We start from the raw sequence: 14,691 nt of genomic DNA, 5'->3' as shown, positions 1-14,691 counted from the left end.
CCTGCCAAGGGATTTCTGCGGGCGAACGGGCGCCTGGTCGCCTTATGGACCCCGTGGCGTCAGCCTGTCTGGAACGCGCTTGCGCAGGGCCTCAGCGGTCGCCGAGCGCCATGTTGGGCAGGGCTGCCAGCGGCCGCACGAAGCGGAAGGGAATGGAGACCATTTCACCACCTTCGTGGGCCTGGACCACGAAGTGCAGGTGGGGGCCGGTGCTGCGCCCGGTATTGCCCGACTCCGCGAGGGGCGTGCCGACCTCCACCCGCTCGCCAGGTCGCACCTTGACCGACCCGCGGCGCAGGTGCAGATAGGCGCTCTGGCTGCCGTCCTCGTGGGCGATGCGCACGAAGTTGCCGGAGGGATTGGGACCATGGCCGAACTGGCCGTTTTCCACGTCGATCACCGTGCCGGCACGGGCGGCGCTGATCGGGGTGCCCTCGGGCATGGCGATGTCCACCGCATAGCGCCCCTTGGGCGTGTTGTGGCTGAAATCGCCGCCCGCACCCTGGGTCACGTAGTAGACGCCCTGGCGCCAGGGCCAGGCGTAGCCATAGCCGATGCCGCTATCAACCCCGCCCGGCGCACCGGTCGCCAGCGCCGGCAGGGAGCCGACCGGCAGCTGCGGACTGTAGCTGAAGGCCTGGTCGAAGTGCATGGGAAAGCCCTGCTGCCGCTTGCGGATCACCGCCAGCTGCACCGTGGAGCGCGGCTCGATGACCTGGCGGATCGGGCGCTCGGCACCGGCCACGTTGACGGTGCGCTGCAGGCGCAGCTCGACCCGCACGGGCACGTCGAAATCGTTGCGGACCTCGAAGATGCGGCCTTCACTGGCATTGCGCACCTTGAGCTTGACCTGCCCCTTGCGGGCCGGACTCTTGGCAGAGGTCTTGGTGAGGGTCGCCTTTTCGGCGGCCGGCGCGAGGGCGGGCACGGCCAGGGCGAGGCTCAGGCAGGTGATCAGGGCGGTCAGGCGTCGGTCCATGGCATAGGGCCACCATGATGGGCAAGGACAGAACCTAACAAAGCCGTGCAGACTGGGCGATGGCCAAACCACGGCTTTGTGAAGCCGCTGGCAAAGCATCGTCGCGAATAAAAAAGCGTGGCACTCAAATCCCTGTGCCACGCTGCCACCGATCGGACGGTAGTTCAAATACAGGCCTGATGGTTCAGGCAGGTCAGCCAAGCGGCGGGTGTTCTGTGCGACACTCCCGCAAGAGGCAGGTTTTCGGCGTGCAGAGGGATCACCCCGGGCGCGCCCGATGCTCCGGCCATAGTGCTGCAGGTTAGGCCCTGGCACCTGGAGCCGGCCCAACCGAAACGGACAGCTGTTATGCAGGAACAGACAATCGACCCGACGCGGAGCGTGGTGGCGGATGCCCCCGTCCCGCCCGCCGGGCCGCTAGTATCCCAGCTCGGCACCTTCGCCCATGGCCAGGTGTGGCCGCCGCACGTGCACGATCAGGCGCACCTGATGTACACGGTCAACGGCGTGCTGGAGGTCACCACCCACGAAGGGGTCTGGTACGTGCCGCCCAAGCAGGCGATCTGGATCCCGCCGCGCATCGAGCACCAGGCGCGGGCCAATGGCGAAGCCACCCTGCAGGTGGTGATCATCGCCCTGCCGAGCGGCCTGCCCTGCCCCCAGGCAGCCACCCGCATGGTGCTCATCTCGCCGCTGCTGCGCGAATTGCTGCGCTGCCTGAGACGCGGCGGCGCCGCCTACGGCGAAGCCGAGCTGGGCAGTCACGTCCGGGCGCTAATGCTGGCGGAACTGGTGTTTCTCGAAGAGACCGCGCTGCACCTGCCTGCGCTGGCCGACCGGCGGCTGCGTGCCATCCAGACCAGCCTGCACGCGGATCCCGCCGACGACACGGCGCTGGCGACCTGGGCGCAGCAGCTGCACCTCTGCTCGCGCAGCCTGGCCCGACTATTTCTCAAGGAGACCGGCACCAGCTTTTCCACCTGGCGCCAGCACACCCGGCTGATGCTGGCCCTGCCGCGGCTGGCCGCCGGCGAACCGGTGACCCGAGTGGCCCTGGATCTGGGCTACGCCTCGCCGTCGGCCTTTACCCGGATGTTCCGCCGGGTGCTGGGGGTCTCGCCGAGCGAGTACCTCGACGCCCAGGGCTGACCCAGGCTCTCAAGGCCCGCCGACGGCGAAGTTGGGCAGGCTGTCCACCGCCTGGGCGAAGCGGAAGGGAATGGATTCGACCGCCTCGCCGGTGTTGCGCTGGACCACGAAGTGCAGGTGGGGCCCGGTGCTGCGCCCGGTGTTGCCCGAAGACGCCAGCGGCTGGCCAGGGCGCACCCACTGGCCTTCGGCGACCTTGATCGAACCGCGCTGCAGGTGCAGGTAGACGCTCATGGTGCCGTCGTCGTGGAGGATGCGCACGAAGTTGCCGGAGGGGTGGTTGCCGCGCCCGTCCTGGTCGTTCTCCACCTCCACCACCTGGCCGGCGCGCGAGACCACGATGGGCGTGCCCTCCGGCATGGCGATGTCCACCGCATAGCGACTCTTGGGCGTGTTGTGGCTGAAGCCGCCACCGGCGCCCTGGCTGACGTTGAAGGGACCGCCCAGCCAGGGCAGCGGATAGGCGAAACCGGAGGCGAAGACCGGGGTGGCGCTGCCCATCAGGGTGGTGAGCTGCGGGGTATAGCGCTGCGGACGGCCCGGGTCGGGCGCGATCAGGGTCGCCAGGCGCGTCAGGCTGCGCGCCGGCAGCACCTTGCGGATGGGCGCCTCGCCCACCCCGCTGACGTTCTGCAACGCCGAGAGGCGCAGGGTGACGGTCACCGGCAGGAAGCTGTCGTTGCGCACCTCCAGCACCGTGCCGCCGGCATAGTGCCGCGGCTGCAGCTTGACCCGCTGATCGAGCCGCTCGATGGGATCGTCGCTGAAGGTCATCACCTTGGCGCCCTTCTGCGCCTTGTCGGTGTAGGTGACCACGCCGTTGGCATCGACGTACTTGTAGATGGGCGCCGCCAGGGCGGGACCTGAGAAGGCGAGCGACAGCAGCAGCAGGCGACAGGCGAGGGGCATGGGCAGGGCGTCAAAAATCCGCGGTGTCTCAGCGCGAAGCAGTCTCCGTGCCAGGCCCTTCATCGCGCCGCCCCGCCCTAGGCGCCCGGCACGTAGTGCCGCTGGGCGGTGCCCTTGGCGATCAGTCGCGACAGGTAGTCGAGCTTGGCCGGGTCCCGGTCGATGAAGCGGAAGTTGACCTGCACCCACTCGCTGGCCGGCGTCGCTTCCACCGCGCTGAGGGAATGCAGATAGCCATTGAGGCGCGCCACGTCATTGCCGTCTTCGCCCTGCTCCAGGTCGAGCACGGCGGTTTCCAGGATCTGCGGCAGCGGATCGCCACGGCGCACCACCAGCAGGGCTTCCTTGATGCTGATGGCCTTGATCAGACAGGCCATGCTGGCGTTGGGCAGGCGCAGCTGGCCCTGACCGAAGTTGGCGGCGGGCTTGCCACGGGCGGGTGGCGGCGGCGCGCTGCCGGTGAGCAGGGCGGCACTGGAGGCGGCGGCCGGCGCCGCGACCGGTGCGGCGGTGGGCTGGACCACGTCGCTGCGGCCGGCGGTCAGGGCACCGAGGGAATCATTGGCGAAGCCGGTGGCCGGGCGCGGCTGGGCGCCGGCCTGCAACTCGGCGAGCTTGCCGGTGCGTTGCAGGGCCTTCTTGACCTTGGCCGCCAGCTGTTCGTTGGAGAACGGCTTGCCCATGTAGTCGGACACGCCGGCCTGGATGGCCTGGACGACGTTTTCCTTGTCGCCGCGGCTGGTGACCATGATGAAGGGCACGCCCTTGTGGTCCGGCTGGGCGCGAAACCAGCTCAGCAGTTCCAGACCGGTCATGCCGGGCATTTCCCAGTCGCAGAGGATGAGGTCGAAGCGCTGCTTGCCGAGCAGCGTCTGGGCGCGGCGACCATCCGTCGCCTCGTCTACCGTCAGCCCGGGAAACAGGTTGCGCAGGCCCTTCTTGATCAGATCGCGAATGAAGGGCGCGTCATCCACCACCAGTACGTTCAACTTGCTCATCGGTCACTCCATGCCAAGTCTTCCAGCATAGCAGGCGGGTTCGGCACGCCACCCGGGGAGTGACCGGGCGGATCATTCGCGCGACCGATTGACCTCTTCGGCCATGCGCTTGAGGCCCATGTGCCTTACGTCGGTACCCTGCACCAGGTAGATCACCAGTTCGGCGATGTTGCGCGCATGGTCGCCGACCCGCTCCAGGGAGCGCAGCACCCAGATGATGCTCAGCACCCGCGAGATGGAGCGCGGGTCTTCCATCATGTAGGTAGCCAGTTCGCGCAGGGCGGACTTGTATTCGCGGTCGATCAGCTTGTCGTACTGGGCCACCGAGAGGGCCAGTTCGGCGTCGAAGCGGGCAAAGGCGTCCAGCGCCTGGTGGACCATCTTGCGCACCTGCTCGCCGATGTGGCGGACCTCGACGTAGCCGCGGGGGGCCTCGCCGTCCTCGGTCAGCTCGATGGCGCGACGGGCGATCTTGGAAGCCTCGTCGCCGATGCGCTCCAGATCGATCACCGACTTGGAGATGCTGATGATCAGGCGCAGGTCAGAGGCCGCGGGCTGACGGCGAGCGAGGATGCGCAGGCATTCCTCGTCGATGCCGCGCTCCATGATGTCGATCTGGTCGTCGATGGTGCGCACCTGGCGCGCCAGCCCGGCATCGGCATCGATCACCGCGCGCACGGCGTCGCTGACCTGCTTTTCCACCAGACCGCCCATGGCCAGCAGGTGGCTGCGGACCTCTTCCAGTTCGACGTTGTATTGCTGGGAGATGTGCTGCGTGTGGCCTTCTTTGTTGATCATGCTGTCAGTCCTGCCTGAGAGGAGCGAGTCGCCGGGTGGGGCACCGGCCTGCCTGGAACTAGCCGTAGCGGCCGGTGATGTAGTCTTCGGTCTGCCGCTTCGCCGGGTTGGTGAAGAGGGTGTCGGTGTCGCCGTGTTCGACCAGCTGGCCCATGTACATGAAGGCGGTGTAGTCGGAGACCCGCGCCGCCTGCTGCATGTTGTGGGTGACGATGACGATGGTGTAGCGCTGTTTCAGTTCGTGGATCAGCTCCTCCACCTTGAGGGTGGAAATGGGGTCCAGCGCCGAACAGGGTTCGTCGAGCAGGAGCACATCGGGCTGCACGGCGATGGTGCGGGCGATCACCAGACGCTGCTGCTGGCCGCCGGAGAGACCCAGGGCCGACTCGTGCAGGCGATCCTTGACCTCGTCCCACAGCGCCGCGCCGTGCAGCGCCCATTCCACCGCCTCGTCGAGCACCCGCTTCTGCTTGATGCCCTGGATGCGCAGGCCGTAGACCACGTTCTCGTAGATGCTCTTGGGAAAGGGATTGGGCTTCTGGAACACCATGCCCACGCGCCGCCGCAACTCGGCGATCTCGGTGCCGCGGGCATAGATGTTCTGGCCGTCGAGTAGGATCTCGCCGTCGATGCGGCAATCTTCCACCAGGTCGTTCATGCGATTGAAGCAGCGCAGCAGGGTGGACTTGCCACAGCCGCTGGGGCCGATGAAGGCAGTGACCCGCTGCCGCGGGATCTCCAGGGCGATGTCGTGCAGGGCCTGCTTCTTGCCGTAGAACAGATTGAGCCGCGGCACCGACAGGGCCACGCCACCTTCGTTCGCCGCAGGCTGGGCGCTGGCCGCGTAGGCGGCGGCGGTTCTGAAGATGGAGGAATCGGAAGGCATGGGGTCTCCTCGGCCGCGGGCGCTAGTCTTCCAGCAGCCGGTACTTTTCGCGCAGCCGGTTGCGCAGGAACACGGCGGACAGGTTCAGCCCGGCGATCACCAGCACCAGCAGCAGCGCGGTGGCATAGACCAGCGGGCGGGCGGCTTCCACGTTGGGGCTCTGGAAGCCGACGTCATAGATGTGGAAGCCCAGGTGCATGATCTTCTGATCCAGGTGCAGATAGGGGTAGTTGCCGTCCAGCGGCAGCGAGGGCGCCAGCTTGACCACCCCCACCAGCATCAGCGGCGCCACCTCGCCGGCGGCGCGGGCCACGGCCAGGATCAGCCCGGTCATCATCGCCGGACTGGCCAGCGGCAGCACCACCTTCCACAGCGTCTCGGCCTGGGTCGCGCCCAGCGCCAGGGAGCCCTCGCGGATGCTGCGGGGAATGCGCGCCAGGCCCTCTTCGGTGGCGACGATCACCACCGGCATGGCGAGGATCGCCAGGGTCAGCGAAGCCCACAGCAGCCCCGGGGTGCCAAAGGTCGGCGTGGGCAGGCTGGCCTGGAAGAACAGCTGATCCAGGGAGCCCCCCAGCACATAGACGAAGAAGCCCAGGCCAAAGACGCCATAGACGATGGCCGGCACCCCGGCGAGGTTGTTGACCGCGATGCGGATGGTGCGGGTCAGCGGCCCCTGGCGGGCGTATTCGCGCAGGTAGATGGCGGCGATGACGCCGAAGGGGGTGACGATCACCGCCATCAGCAGGGTCATCATCACGGTGCCGAAGATGGCCGGGAAGACGCCGCCCTCGGTGTTGGCCTCGCGCGGATCGGCGCTGAGGAATTCCCACAGCTTGCTGCCATAGAAGCCGAGCTTGGCGCCCAGGCCCATGGCGTTGGGCTGGTAGGCGCGCACGATGCGCGACAGATTGAGTTCCAGGGTGCGGCCCTCGACGTCGCGCAGCACCACGCTGTCGCGGCGGCGCTCCTGGCGCAGGCTGGCCAGTTGGTCTTCCAGGTCGCCGTAACGGGCTTCGAGCTCGGCGCGGCGGGCGGCGAGATCGGCCTGGGCAGTAGCGTCGAGACGACCGTCCAGTTCCAGGCCGCGGCCCTCCAGGCGCAGGCGCTCCAGGGCATGGTTGACGCTGCCGATGTCCTGCTTTTCCAGGCGCTCCAGCTGGTCGCTCAGGTCGCGGGTGCGCAGCAGGCGGCGCTGCAGCTCGGGCACGGCCGCGGCGCCCTTGGCCACTTGGCGTCCCGCTTCGCGCACCTCCAGCGCATAGCCGTAGAAGTTGCCCCATTCGCGGCGCTCCAGCACCAGGGCATCGGCCGGGGTCTGGCGATCTTTTAGCCAGTCGCCGACCAGCCAGACGAAGTCGCTGCCATAGAGGTCGCGATTGCCCAGCTTGAAGAGTTCGCGGGTCAGGGTTTCGCCGCTGTCCGCCGGCAGGGTCACTCCGGCGCTGTGCAGCCGCTCGGCCGGTATCGTCTCCTGGTCCACCACCTGGCCGAGCACCAGGCGCGCTTCCAGGCCCGGCGGCGTGTAGCGCGCCTGCACCACCTCGGCCGGCCAGAAGTGCGCCAGGCCGCGCACGGCGAGGATGCCGATCAGCCCCAGGGTCATGAGCACGGCGATGGCCACGGCGCCGGCGCTGAGCCAGACCCCGGGCGCGCCGCCGCGCAGCCAGACGCCCAGGGAGCGCCGCGGCCGGGCGCCCTGCCCCGGCGGCGCGCCAGCGCTAGAGGGCCGCATATTTTTTCCTCAGCCGCTGGCGGATCAGTTCGGCCAGGGTGTTCATCAGGAAGGTGAAGCTGAGCAGAACCAGCGCGGCCAGGAACAGCAGGCGGTAATGGGTGCCGCCCACCTCGGATTCGGGCATCTCCACGGCGATGTTTGCCGCCAGGGTGCGCATGCCCTCGAACAGGTTGGCATCCATGATCGGGGTGTTGCCGGTGGCCATGAGCACGATCATGGTCTCGCCGACGGCGCGGCCCAGGCCGATCATCAGCGCCGAGAAGATGCCCGGGCTGGCGGTGAGCAGCACCACCCGCACTAGGGTCTGCCAGGGGGTGGCGCCCAGCGCCAGGGAGCCCAGGGTCAGGCTGCGCGGCACGCTGTAGATGGCGTCTTCGGCGATGGAGAAGATGTTGGGGATGACCGCGAAACCCATGGCCAGGCCGATGATCAGGGCGTTGCGCTGGTCGTAGGCGATGCCCAGGGTCTGGCTCAGCCAGAGGCGCAGGTCGCCGGCGAACAGCAGCCCTTCCAGCCAGGGACTGAGCCACAGCGCCAGGGCGGTGGTCAGCAGCACCACCGGCAACAGCAACAGGCTTTCCCAGCCTTCCGGGAGGCGCTCGCGCAGCGTCAGCGGCAGGCGCGACCAGCCAAAGCCCGCGGCGAGGATGGCCAGCGGCAGGAGCAGCAGCAGGCTGAACAGCCCCGGCAGGTGATTTTCCACGAAGGGCGCGAGGAACAGCCCGGCGAAGAAGCCGAGGATCACCGTGGGCAGGGCCTCCATCAGCTCGATGACCGGCTTGACCGTGCGCCTCATGCGCGGCGCCATGAAGTAGGCGGTATAGACCGCCGCGGCGATGGCCAGGGGCGCGGCGAACAGCATGGCGTAGAAGGCCGCCTTGAGGGTGCCGAAGGTCAGCGGCGCCAGGCTCAGCTTGGGTTCGAAGTCTGCGGTGGCGGCGCTGGACTGCCAGACCCGGGCCGGCGCCTCGTAATTCTCGTACCAGACCTTGCCCCAGAGCGCCGACCAGGAGACTTCCGGGTGCGGATTGTCCAGGCGGAAGCCGAGCAGCCGGCCATTTTCCTCCAGCAGCAGCTGATCGGCACGCGGCGACAACGCCAGTACCCCGCCAGCGGGGGCGATCTGCTCGCGCAACAGGGTACGCCCGGCGGTGCTGTGGAAGACCCCCAGTTCGCCCGTGGTATCCAGCGCCACGAAGCCCTTGCGGCGCTGCTCCGGCACCAGCTGGACGATGGGCGCGGTGCCCAGCTGGAAGCTGCGGATATGTCTTAGCACCGGCTCGCCGTCCTGGCCGCGGACCATGAACCACTGGCCAATGCCGCCCTTGGCGGTACCCACCAGCAGGGACACGCCGCCCAGCAGCTGGGCACTGGCGGTGACCTCATCGTCGGCCGCGTCGAGCAGCTTGTAGTGGCCGTTGAGACTGCCGTCGCGGAGATCGAAGACATCCGCCTGGGCGCGGCCGTTGAGGGCATAGAGCCAGTGCCCGCGAGGGTCGAGGTAGAGCGCCTTGGCCGCGGTGTTGAGCGGTCCGAGGGAGAGCGAGGTACGCATGGGAGCGGCCGCGCCACCGGTCACCGGCGCCGCCAGCCCGGTCAGGCGCAGGGCGGTCACGCGGTTGCCCTGGGCACCGGCCAGCACCAGCAGGTCCTCGTCACCGGCGATGGCGACCCGTTCCAGGGCGCTACGGGAGGCGCCCAGGTCCAGTGGCTCGCGCCCGTAGGGAAAGTCCAGTTCCGGGGTGATGACCCGGTTGCCCTGGGGATAGCGCGAGACATAGCGCTTGTGCGCCACCAGCACGCGACCATCGGACAGGCCCAGGGCGATCAGCCCGCGCGGGGCGTCCTGGGCCTGGCTGCTGATGGTGACGCCGGGCGGCAGCGGCAGGCGCTCGCGCATGACCGGCTGGCCGTCGGCCAGGGTGAAGAAAGTGGCCTCGCCAGCCTGGGACAGATGCAGGCCGAGGCGATCCTGCTCGTCGATGCCCAGCAGCAACGGTGCCCCGGCGGCCGCCAGCCAGTCGGGCTGGGGCAGCGGCTGGGCCTCGAGGCTGGCGCCGCGAAGCAGCGGCAGCACCACATAGGCCAGATAGAAGAAGATCAGGGTGATGGTGGCCAGCACGGCCAGGCCACCGGCCAGCACCGCACCCCGTATCAGGCGATCCTGCAGGGCCCGCCAGCGCCGCCGCCGGCGCAGTGCAGGCGTGTTGAAGTCCAGCCGAGCGGGGCCGCGAGGATCGGGCGGGGACGGGGGTACCGGGGATATCATGGCGCAGAGCCTAATCACGTCGTGTGACAGAAAGGTTACAGCGAATGGACGGCCCGAGGCGCTACGCCCGGGACGGGCGCAGGGCGCCAGGCGCTCAGTAGCCCAGGGTCTTCAGGGCCTGCTGCACCACCGCCGCCGGCAGGGGGATGTAGCCGTCCTTGACCACGGCTTCCTGGCCGCTGCGCGAGAGGATCAGCCGCAGGAATTCCCCCTCCAGGGGATTGAGCGGACGATTGGGCGCCTTGTTCACATAGACGTAGAGATAGCGCGCCAGGGGATAGCGCCCGGACAGGGTGTTCGCCTGGTTGTCCTCGACGAAATCGGTGGTGCCCTGGCGTGCCAGCGCCAGGGTGTGGACGCTGGCGGTCTGGTAGCCGATGCCCGAGTAGCCGATGCCCCCCAGGGACTGGCTGATGGCCTGGACCACCGAGGCCGAGCCAGGCTGTTCGTTGACGTTGGCGCGGAAGTCGCCACGGCACAGCGCCGCTTCCTTGAAGTAGCCGTAGGTGCCCGACACCGAATTGCGGCCGAATCTCTGGATCGGCCGCCTGGCCCAGTCGCCGGTCAGGCCCAGGTCGCCCCAGGTCTTGAGTTCGTGCGGACCGCCACAGAGCCGGGTGCTGGAAAAGATCGCGTCGACCTGCTCCAGGGTCAGCTGGCGCAACGGATTGTCCTTGTTGACGAAGATCGCCAGGGCATCGATGGCCACCGGCACCGCGGTGGGCGGGTAGCCGAAGCGCTGCTCGAAGGCCTGTAGCTCGGCGTCCTTCATCTTGCGACTCATGGGGCCGATGCCGGCGGTGCCTTCGGTGAGCGCCGGCGGCGCCGTGGACGAGCCGGCCGCCTGGATCTGGATATTGAGGTTGGGATACTCGCGCTTGTAGCTCTCGGCCCAAAGGGTCATCAGGTTGGCCAGGGTGTCGGAGCCCACGCTCGACAGATTGCCGGAGATCCCGCTCACCTTCTGGTAAGCAGGGATGGCCGGGTCGACGCCCTCGGCTCGAGCGGTCGTGCCACCGAGCGCCAGGGCGAGCGCCACAGCGGTCAGCGGACCTTTGATGTCCATGCCGGATTCCTCGCGGGGATGGGAGACGGGCCTGGGCCGGCGACGCTCAGGCGCAAGCCGGCACTCGAGGCTCTGTACGAAAGATTGCCGAGCGAAGGTCAGGCAAGGCGAAAATCAGTGAGGAAGCGGACCGAGCTCGCGAACGAGTTTACGAGGGGTAAATGAGCATTCCGAGCTGATTTTCAACGCAGCATCACCGAGCGCAGGCATTTTTCGTACAGAGCCTAGGCGCGCATTGTGACGGATTTATGAGCGAGTGCCAGCCGAGGCGGCAGGTTCGACTAGGCTGCAAGAGGGCCGGCGCTGCACCACCCTGGCGCACGCCCGGTCTCCGGCCCCGCCACGACCGCCCAGGCACGCGGCCCGCGCGGACCGGACCGTCATTTGCATAGCTAAGCATTCATCTCAGTGCAGAGGAACGCACCATGGCCCAGGCTCTTCCGACGTCCTCCTCCCGCGCCGACGTGGCCCCCGCCAGCACGGTCGCCACGCCCTCGCGGGCCATGCTGATCGCCGCGGCCAGTCTCGGCAACGGCCTGGAGATGTTCGACTTCACCGTCTTCAGCTTTTTCGCCGCCATCATCGGCCAGCTGTATTTCCCTTCGGATACGCCCTACGGCTCCCTGCTGATGGCGGTTGGCGTCTTTGGCGTCGGCTTCGTCATGCGCCCCCTGGGCAGCATGGTGCTGGGTGCCTATGCCGACCGCCACGGGCGCAAGCAGGCCATGCTGCTGACCATTTCGCTGATGGGCCTGGGCAGCGCCCTGATCGCCTTCACCCCGACCCACGCCCAGATCGGCATCGCCGCGCCGCTGATCCTGCTGCTGGGGCGCCTGCTGCAGGGCTTTTCCGCCGGCGGCGAGATCGGCGCCGCCACCACCCTGCTGCTGGAATCGGCCAGCCCCGGCCGGCGCGGCTTCCATGTCAGCTGGCAGGTGATCAGCCAGGGCGGCAGCGCCCTGCTCGGCGCCGGTCTGGGCGCCCTGCTCACCCGCAGCCTGTCCGAGGCCGAGCTGCATGCCTGGGGCTGGCGCATCCCCTTCCTGGTCGGCTTGCTCATCATCCCGGTCGGCCTCTATATCCGCCGCCAGGTGGACGAGACCTGGAGCGGCGCCGGCACGGTCGAGGGCGGCCCGGTGCGCGCCTTTCTGCGCGAGCATCCGCGGCGCTTCGGCCTGGGCTTGCTGATCGTGATGTCGGCGACCCTGCTGACCTATCTGATGCAGTTCTACATGCCCACCTACATGACCCGCATCGTCGGCCTGCCGGCCACCAGCGCCTACCTGGCCGGGGTGGCCTCCAGCGCCGTGCAGATGGCCGCCGCCCTGGCCGCCGGGCTGCTGCTGGATCGCTTCGGTCGCTACAAGCCGGTGGCCCTAGTCAGCCTGGCGGTGGCCCTGCTGGGCATCTACCCGGCCTTCGTCTGGCTGAACGATCCCACCACCCAGGGCCTGGCCTTTGCCGCCCGCTTCGTGGTGATCACCGCCATGAGCGTCAACATGACCGCCGGACTGCTGCTGATCCTCGCCGGCCTGCCGCGGCCGGTGCGCGCCACCGGCCTCGCCATGACCTACGCCCTGGCGGTGACCCTGTTCGGCGGCACCGCCCAGTTCATCGCCACCTGGCTGATCGGCGCCACCGGCAGCCCGCTCGCCCCGGCCTGGTACCTGATCGGCATGCTGCTGATAGGATGGCTGGCACTGCTGAGCTATCCCGAACGCCACCTGGATTGAGAGAGATCGCCATGAGCCTTGCCACCGCTGCGGATCAAGACGCCACCGCCCGTCATATTGCCGGCTACCTGCCGGACATGGTCGCCCTGCGCCGCGACATCCACCGCCATCCCGAACTGGGTTACCAGGAACAGCGCACCAGCGACCTGGTGGCCGCCGCCCTCGCCGGCTGGGGCTACGAGGTCCATCGCGGCCTGGGCGGCACCGGGGTGGTCGGCACCCTGCGCGCCGGCAGCGGCAGCAAGGTGCTGGGTATCCGCGCCGACATGGACGCCCTGCCGATCCTGGAGACCACCGGCCTCGACTACGCCAGCCAGCACCCGGGCCGCATGCACGCCTGCGGTCACGACGGCCATACCACCACCCTGCTCACCGCCGCCCGCTGCCTGGCCGAGACCCGCGCCTTCGACGGCACCCTGCACCTGATCTTCCAGCCGGCCGAGGAAGGCCTGGGCGGCGCCCTGAAGATGATGCAGGACGGCCTCTTCGAGCTGTTTCCCTGCGACCAGGTGTTCGGCCTGCACAACATGCCCGGCGTGCCCACCGGCAAGTTCTGCTTCGTCGACGGCGCCGCCATGGCCTCGTCCGACACCGCCCTCCTGCGCATCCGCGGCCAGGGCGGCCACGGCGCGGTACCGGACAAGGCGGTCGATCCCATCGTCGCCAGCGCGGCCACGGTGATGGCGCTGCAGACCGTGGTCTCGCGCAACGTGGCGCCGCTGGACACCGCGGTGATCACCGTGGGCAGCATCCACGGCGGCGAGGCCTCCAACGTCATTCCCGATGCGGTGGAGATGAAGCTCACCATCCGCGCCTTCCAGGACAGCACCCGCGACCTGCTGGAGCAGCGCATCGGCGCCCTGGTGCGCGCCCAGGCGGAAAGCTTCGGCGCCACCGCCGAGCTGGACTATCAGCGGGGTTATCCGGTGCTGGTCAACCACGACGGCCCCACCGCCTTCGCCCGCCAGGTGGCGTTCGAGCACTTTGGCGCCGAGGCCCTGCACCCCTTCGCGCCCATCCCGGCCAGCGAGGACTTCGCCTACATGCTGCAGCAGGTGCCCGGTTGCTACCTGTTCGTCGGCAACGGGCCCAGCGCCAACCTGCACAACCCGGCCTACGACTTCAACGACGCCCTGCTGCCGGTGGGCGCGCGCTACTGGGTCAAGCTGACCGAGGCCTTCCTCACCGCCTGAGGCCCCGCCCCGCCGGCCCCCTCACCTGGGGTGCCGGCGACGGATTCTTCACGCGCGGGCCGCTAGACTGCCCGGTCATCGTTCTGCCACAGAGAGATCGCCATGCGTCGTGTTCCGCGCCTGGGCTGGCGCCAGGGTCTGGCGCTGGGCGTCGCCGTGCTGGCCGCCGGCTTCGCCTATCCGGCCTGGCGGCATTTCCATCCGGTCAGTGCGGCCGAGGGCTGGCGCTACCGGGAAGTCGCCGCCGACATCCCCATGGTCAGCGCCCTGGCCCTGGACGCCGATGGCAGCCTGTTCGTGACCCAGGAATTTTCCAGTCGCCGCGGCAGCCTGCTGCGGCTGCTGCCCAATGGCGAGCGCCAGCCGGTATTGGGCGAGCTGTCCAAGCCGGATGGCCTGGTGATGTTCCAGGGCGGCCTGGTGGTCAGCCAGGAAGGCGGACCGCTGCCGGTGTTTCTCCTGCGCGACGGCCAGCACCAGGCCCTGTTCGACGGCAACGACGTCGAGGGCGTCGCCACCGATGGCCAGACCCTCTATGCCATCGAGGACCTGCCCCGCGGTCGCCTGCTCAGCTACGACCCGCTGCAGCGTCGCCTGGCGGTGCTGCGCGACGGCCTGGAAGAAGGCGAAGGGGTGGCCCGCTGCCCGGATGGCCGGCTGTTCTATACCGAAAAGGCCAAGGGCTGGGTCAAGCAGTGGCAGCCGGGAGGGACCGATACCCTGGTCGCCGCGGGTCTCGACGCGCCGGGCTTCGTGCAGTGTTCGGCCGACGGCCTGTGGATCACCGAAGACGCCACCCACGGCGCCCGGGTGCTGCTGGTGCAGCCCGATGGCCGTCTGGTCACGGTGCTCTCGCACCTGCGCTCGGCGCAGACCCTGATCCCGCGCGGCGACGGTCATTACCTGGTCGCCGAGCAGGGGCGCAACCGCATCCTGGAATTCTCGCGAGACGCCGGAGCCGCTCGCTAGGGCG

12 protein-coding genes are annotated in these 14,691 nt (G+C 68.8%); 4 read left to right on the top strand and 8 right to left on the bottom strand.

Annotated elements, in window-relative coordinates; genetic code table 11:
* Positions 1–91 precede the first annotated feature (91 nt).
* Entirely contained in the window at positions 92–979 is an 888-nt protein-coding gene (locus ACZ5R1_RS00895; RefSeq protein WP_037006555.1) for a M23 family metallopeptidase, read from the bottom strand.
* 348 nt (positions 980–1,327) lie between these two features.
* Between ACZ5R1_RS00895 and ACZ5R1_RS00890 the strand changes: the two genes are divergently transcribed.
* Positions 1,328–2,128 carry a helix-turn-helix domain-containing protein gene (locus ACZ5R1_RS00890; protein WP_027600389.1) on the top strand — a complete coding sequence of 267 codons (801 nt, stop codon included), beginning with the start codon at positions 1,328–1,330 and terminating at the stop codon, positions 2,126–2,128.
* Positions 2,129–2,137: 9 nt separating this feature from the next.
* Here ACZ5R1_RS00890 and ACZ5R1_RS00885 read toward each other — a convergent pair whose 3' ends face one another.
* From ACZ5R1_RS00885 to ACZ5R1_RS00855, 7 genes are all read right to left on the bottom strand, one after another.
* Positions 2,138–3,037 (bottom strand): peptidoglycan DD-metalloendopeptidase family protein, encoded by a 900-nt coding sequence (locus ACZ5R1_RS00885; RefSeq protein WP_042135184.1) that lies wholly within the window; start codon positions 3,035–3,037, stop codon positions 2,138–2,140.
* 77 nt (positions 3,038–3,114) lie between these two features.
* The gene (locus tag ACZ5R1_RS00880; RefSeq protein ID WP_464712759.1) at positions 3,115–4,035 is read right to left on the bottom strand and encodes a response regulator; all 921 of its coding nucleotides are present in this window, start codon (positions 4,033–4,035) and stop codon (positions 3,115–3,117) included.
* A 72-nt stretch (positions 4,036–4,107) separates the two neighbouring features.
* Entirely contained in the window at positions 4,108–4,833 is a 726-nt protein-coding gene (gene phoU / locus ACZ5R1_RS00875) for a phosphate signaling complex protein PhoU (RefSeq protein WP_007161478.1), read from the bottom strand.
* Positions 4,834–4,891: 58 nt separating this feature from the next.
* Positions 4,892–5,719, bottom strand: coding sequence for a phosphate ABC transporter ATP-binding protein PstB (pstB, locus tag ACZ5R1_RS00870; protein ID WP_027598089.1), 828 nt, complete (start codon positions 5,717–5,719; stop codon positions 4,892–4,894).
* Between the two features lie 22 nt (positions 5,720–5,741).
* Entirely contained in the window at positions 5,742–7,454 is a 1,713-nt protein-coding gene (gene pstA / locus ACZ5R1_RS00865) for a phosphate ABC transporter permease PstA (protein WP_042135180.1), read from the bottom strand.
* On the bottom strand, positions 7,441–9,726 hold the full coding sequence (locus ACZ5R1_RS00860; RefSeq protein WP_042135179.1) for an ABC transporter permease subunit: 2,286 nt from the start codon (positions 9,724–9,726) through the stop codon (positions 7,441–7,443). Before ACZ5R1_RS00860 ends, pstA begins: the two co-directional genes overlap by 14 nt.
* A gap of 94 nt (positions 9,727–9,820) precedes the next feature.
* Complete coding sequence (locus ACZ5R1_RS00855; RefSeq protein WP_027598086.1) at positions 9,821–10,792, bottom strand: PstS family phosphate ABC transporter substrate-binding protein; 972 nt, start codon at positions 10,790–10,792, stop codon at positions 9,821–9,823.
* 425 nt (positions 10,793–11,217) lie between these two features.
* On the opposite strand from ACZ5R1_RS00855, the gene ACZ5R1_RS00850 reads away from it, so the two are divergent.
* From ACZ5R1_RS00850 to ACZ5R1_RS00840, 3 genes are all read left to right on the top strand, one after another.
* Positions 11,218–12,525 carry an MFS transporter gene (locus ACZ5R1_RS00850; RefSeq protein ID WP_464712758.1) on the top strand — a complete coding sequence of 436 codons (1,308 nt, stop codon included), beginning with the start codon at positions 11,218–11,220 and terminating at the stop codon, positions 12,523–12,525.
* Between the two features lie 11 nt (positions 12,526–12,536).
* On the top strand, positions 12,537–13,718 hold the full coding sequence (locus ACZ5R1_RS00845; protein WP_464712757.1) for a M20 aminoacylase family protein: 1,182 nt from the start codon (positions 12,537–12,539) through the stop codon (positions 13,716–13,718).
* Between the two features lie 102 nt (positions 13,719–13,820).
* Positions 13,821–14,687 carry an SMP-30/gluconolactonase/LRE family protein gene (locus ACZ5R1_RS00840; protein WP_042135175.1) on the top strand — a complete coding sequence of 289 codons (867 nt, stop codon included), beginning with the start codon at positions 13,821–13,823 and terminating at the stop codon, positions 14,685–14,687.
* The last annotated feature ends 4 nt before the right edge of the window (positions 14,688–14,691 follow it).

The sequence above is a fragment of the Pseudomonas sp. Pso3 genome, assembly GCF_055393275.1.
The sequence above is the reverse complement of the archived record's forward strand: the minus strand, read 5'-3'. Positions and strand labels throughout refer to the sequence as shown.

What these genes read in the sequence shown, in the direction of transcription:
- ACZ5R1_RS00895 (WP_037006555.1), bottom strand. Translation starts at nt 979, where the DNA reads ATGGACCGACGCCTGACCGCCCTGATCACCTGCCTGAGCCTCGCCCTG.
- ACZ5R1_RS00890 (WP_027600389.1), top strand. Translation starts at nt 1,328, where the DNA reads ATGCAGGAACAGACAATCGACCCGACGCGGAGCGTGGTGGCGGATGCC.
- ACZ5R1_RS00885 (WP_042135184.1), bottom strand. Translation starts at nt 3,037, where the DNA reads ATGCCCCTCGCCTGTCGCCTGCTGCTGCTGTCGCTCGCCTTCTCAGGT.
- ACZ5R1_RS00880 (WP_464712759.1), bottom strand. Translation starts at nt 4,035, where the DNA reads ATGAGCAAGTTGAACGTACTGGTGGTGGATGACGCGCCCTTCATTCGC.
- phoU (WP_007161478.1), bottom strand. Translation starts at nt 4,833, where the DNA reads ATGATCAACAAAGAAGGCCACACGCAGCACATCTCCCAGCAATACAAC.
- pstB (WP_027598089.1), bottom strand. Translation starts at nt 5,719, where the DNA reads ATGCCTTCCGATTCCTCCATCTTCAGAACCGCCGCCGCCTACGCGGCC.
- pstA (WP_042135180.1), bottom strand. Translation starts at nt 7,454, where the DNA reads ATGCGGCCCTCTAGCGCTGGCGCGCCGCCGGGGCAGGGCGCCCGGCCG.
- ACZ5R1_RS00860 (WP_042135179.1), bottom strand. Translation starts at nt 9,726, where the DNA reads ATGATATCCCCGGTACCCCCGTCCCCGCCCGATCCTCGCGGCCCCGCT.
- ACZ5R1_RS00855 (WP_027598086.1), bottom strand. Translation starts at nt 10,792, where the DNA reads ATGGACATCAAAGGTCCGCTGACCGCTGTGGCGCTCGCCCTGGCGCTC.
- ACZ5R1_RS00850 (WP_464712758.1), top strand. Translation starts at nt 11,218, where the DNA reads ATGGCCCAGGCTCTTCCGACGTCCTCCTCCCGCGCCGACGTGGCCCCC.
- ACZ5R1_RS00845 (WP_464712757.1), top strand. Translation starts at nt 12,537, where the DNA reads ATGAGCCTTGCCACCGCTGCGGATCAAGACGCCACCGCCCGTCATATT.
- ACZ5R1_RS00840 (WP_042135175.1), top strand. Translation starts at nt 13,821, where the DNA reads ATGCGTCGTGTTCCGCGCCTGGGCTGGCGCCAGGGTCTGGCGCTGGGC.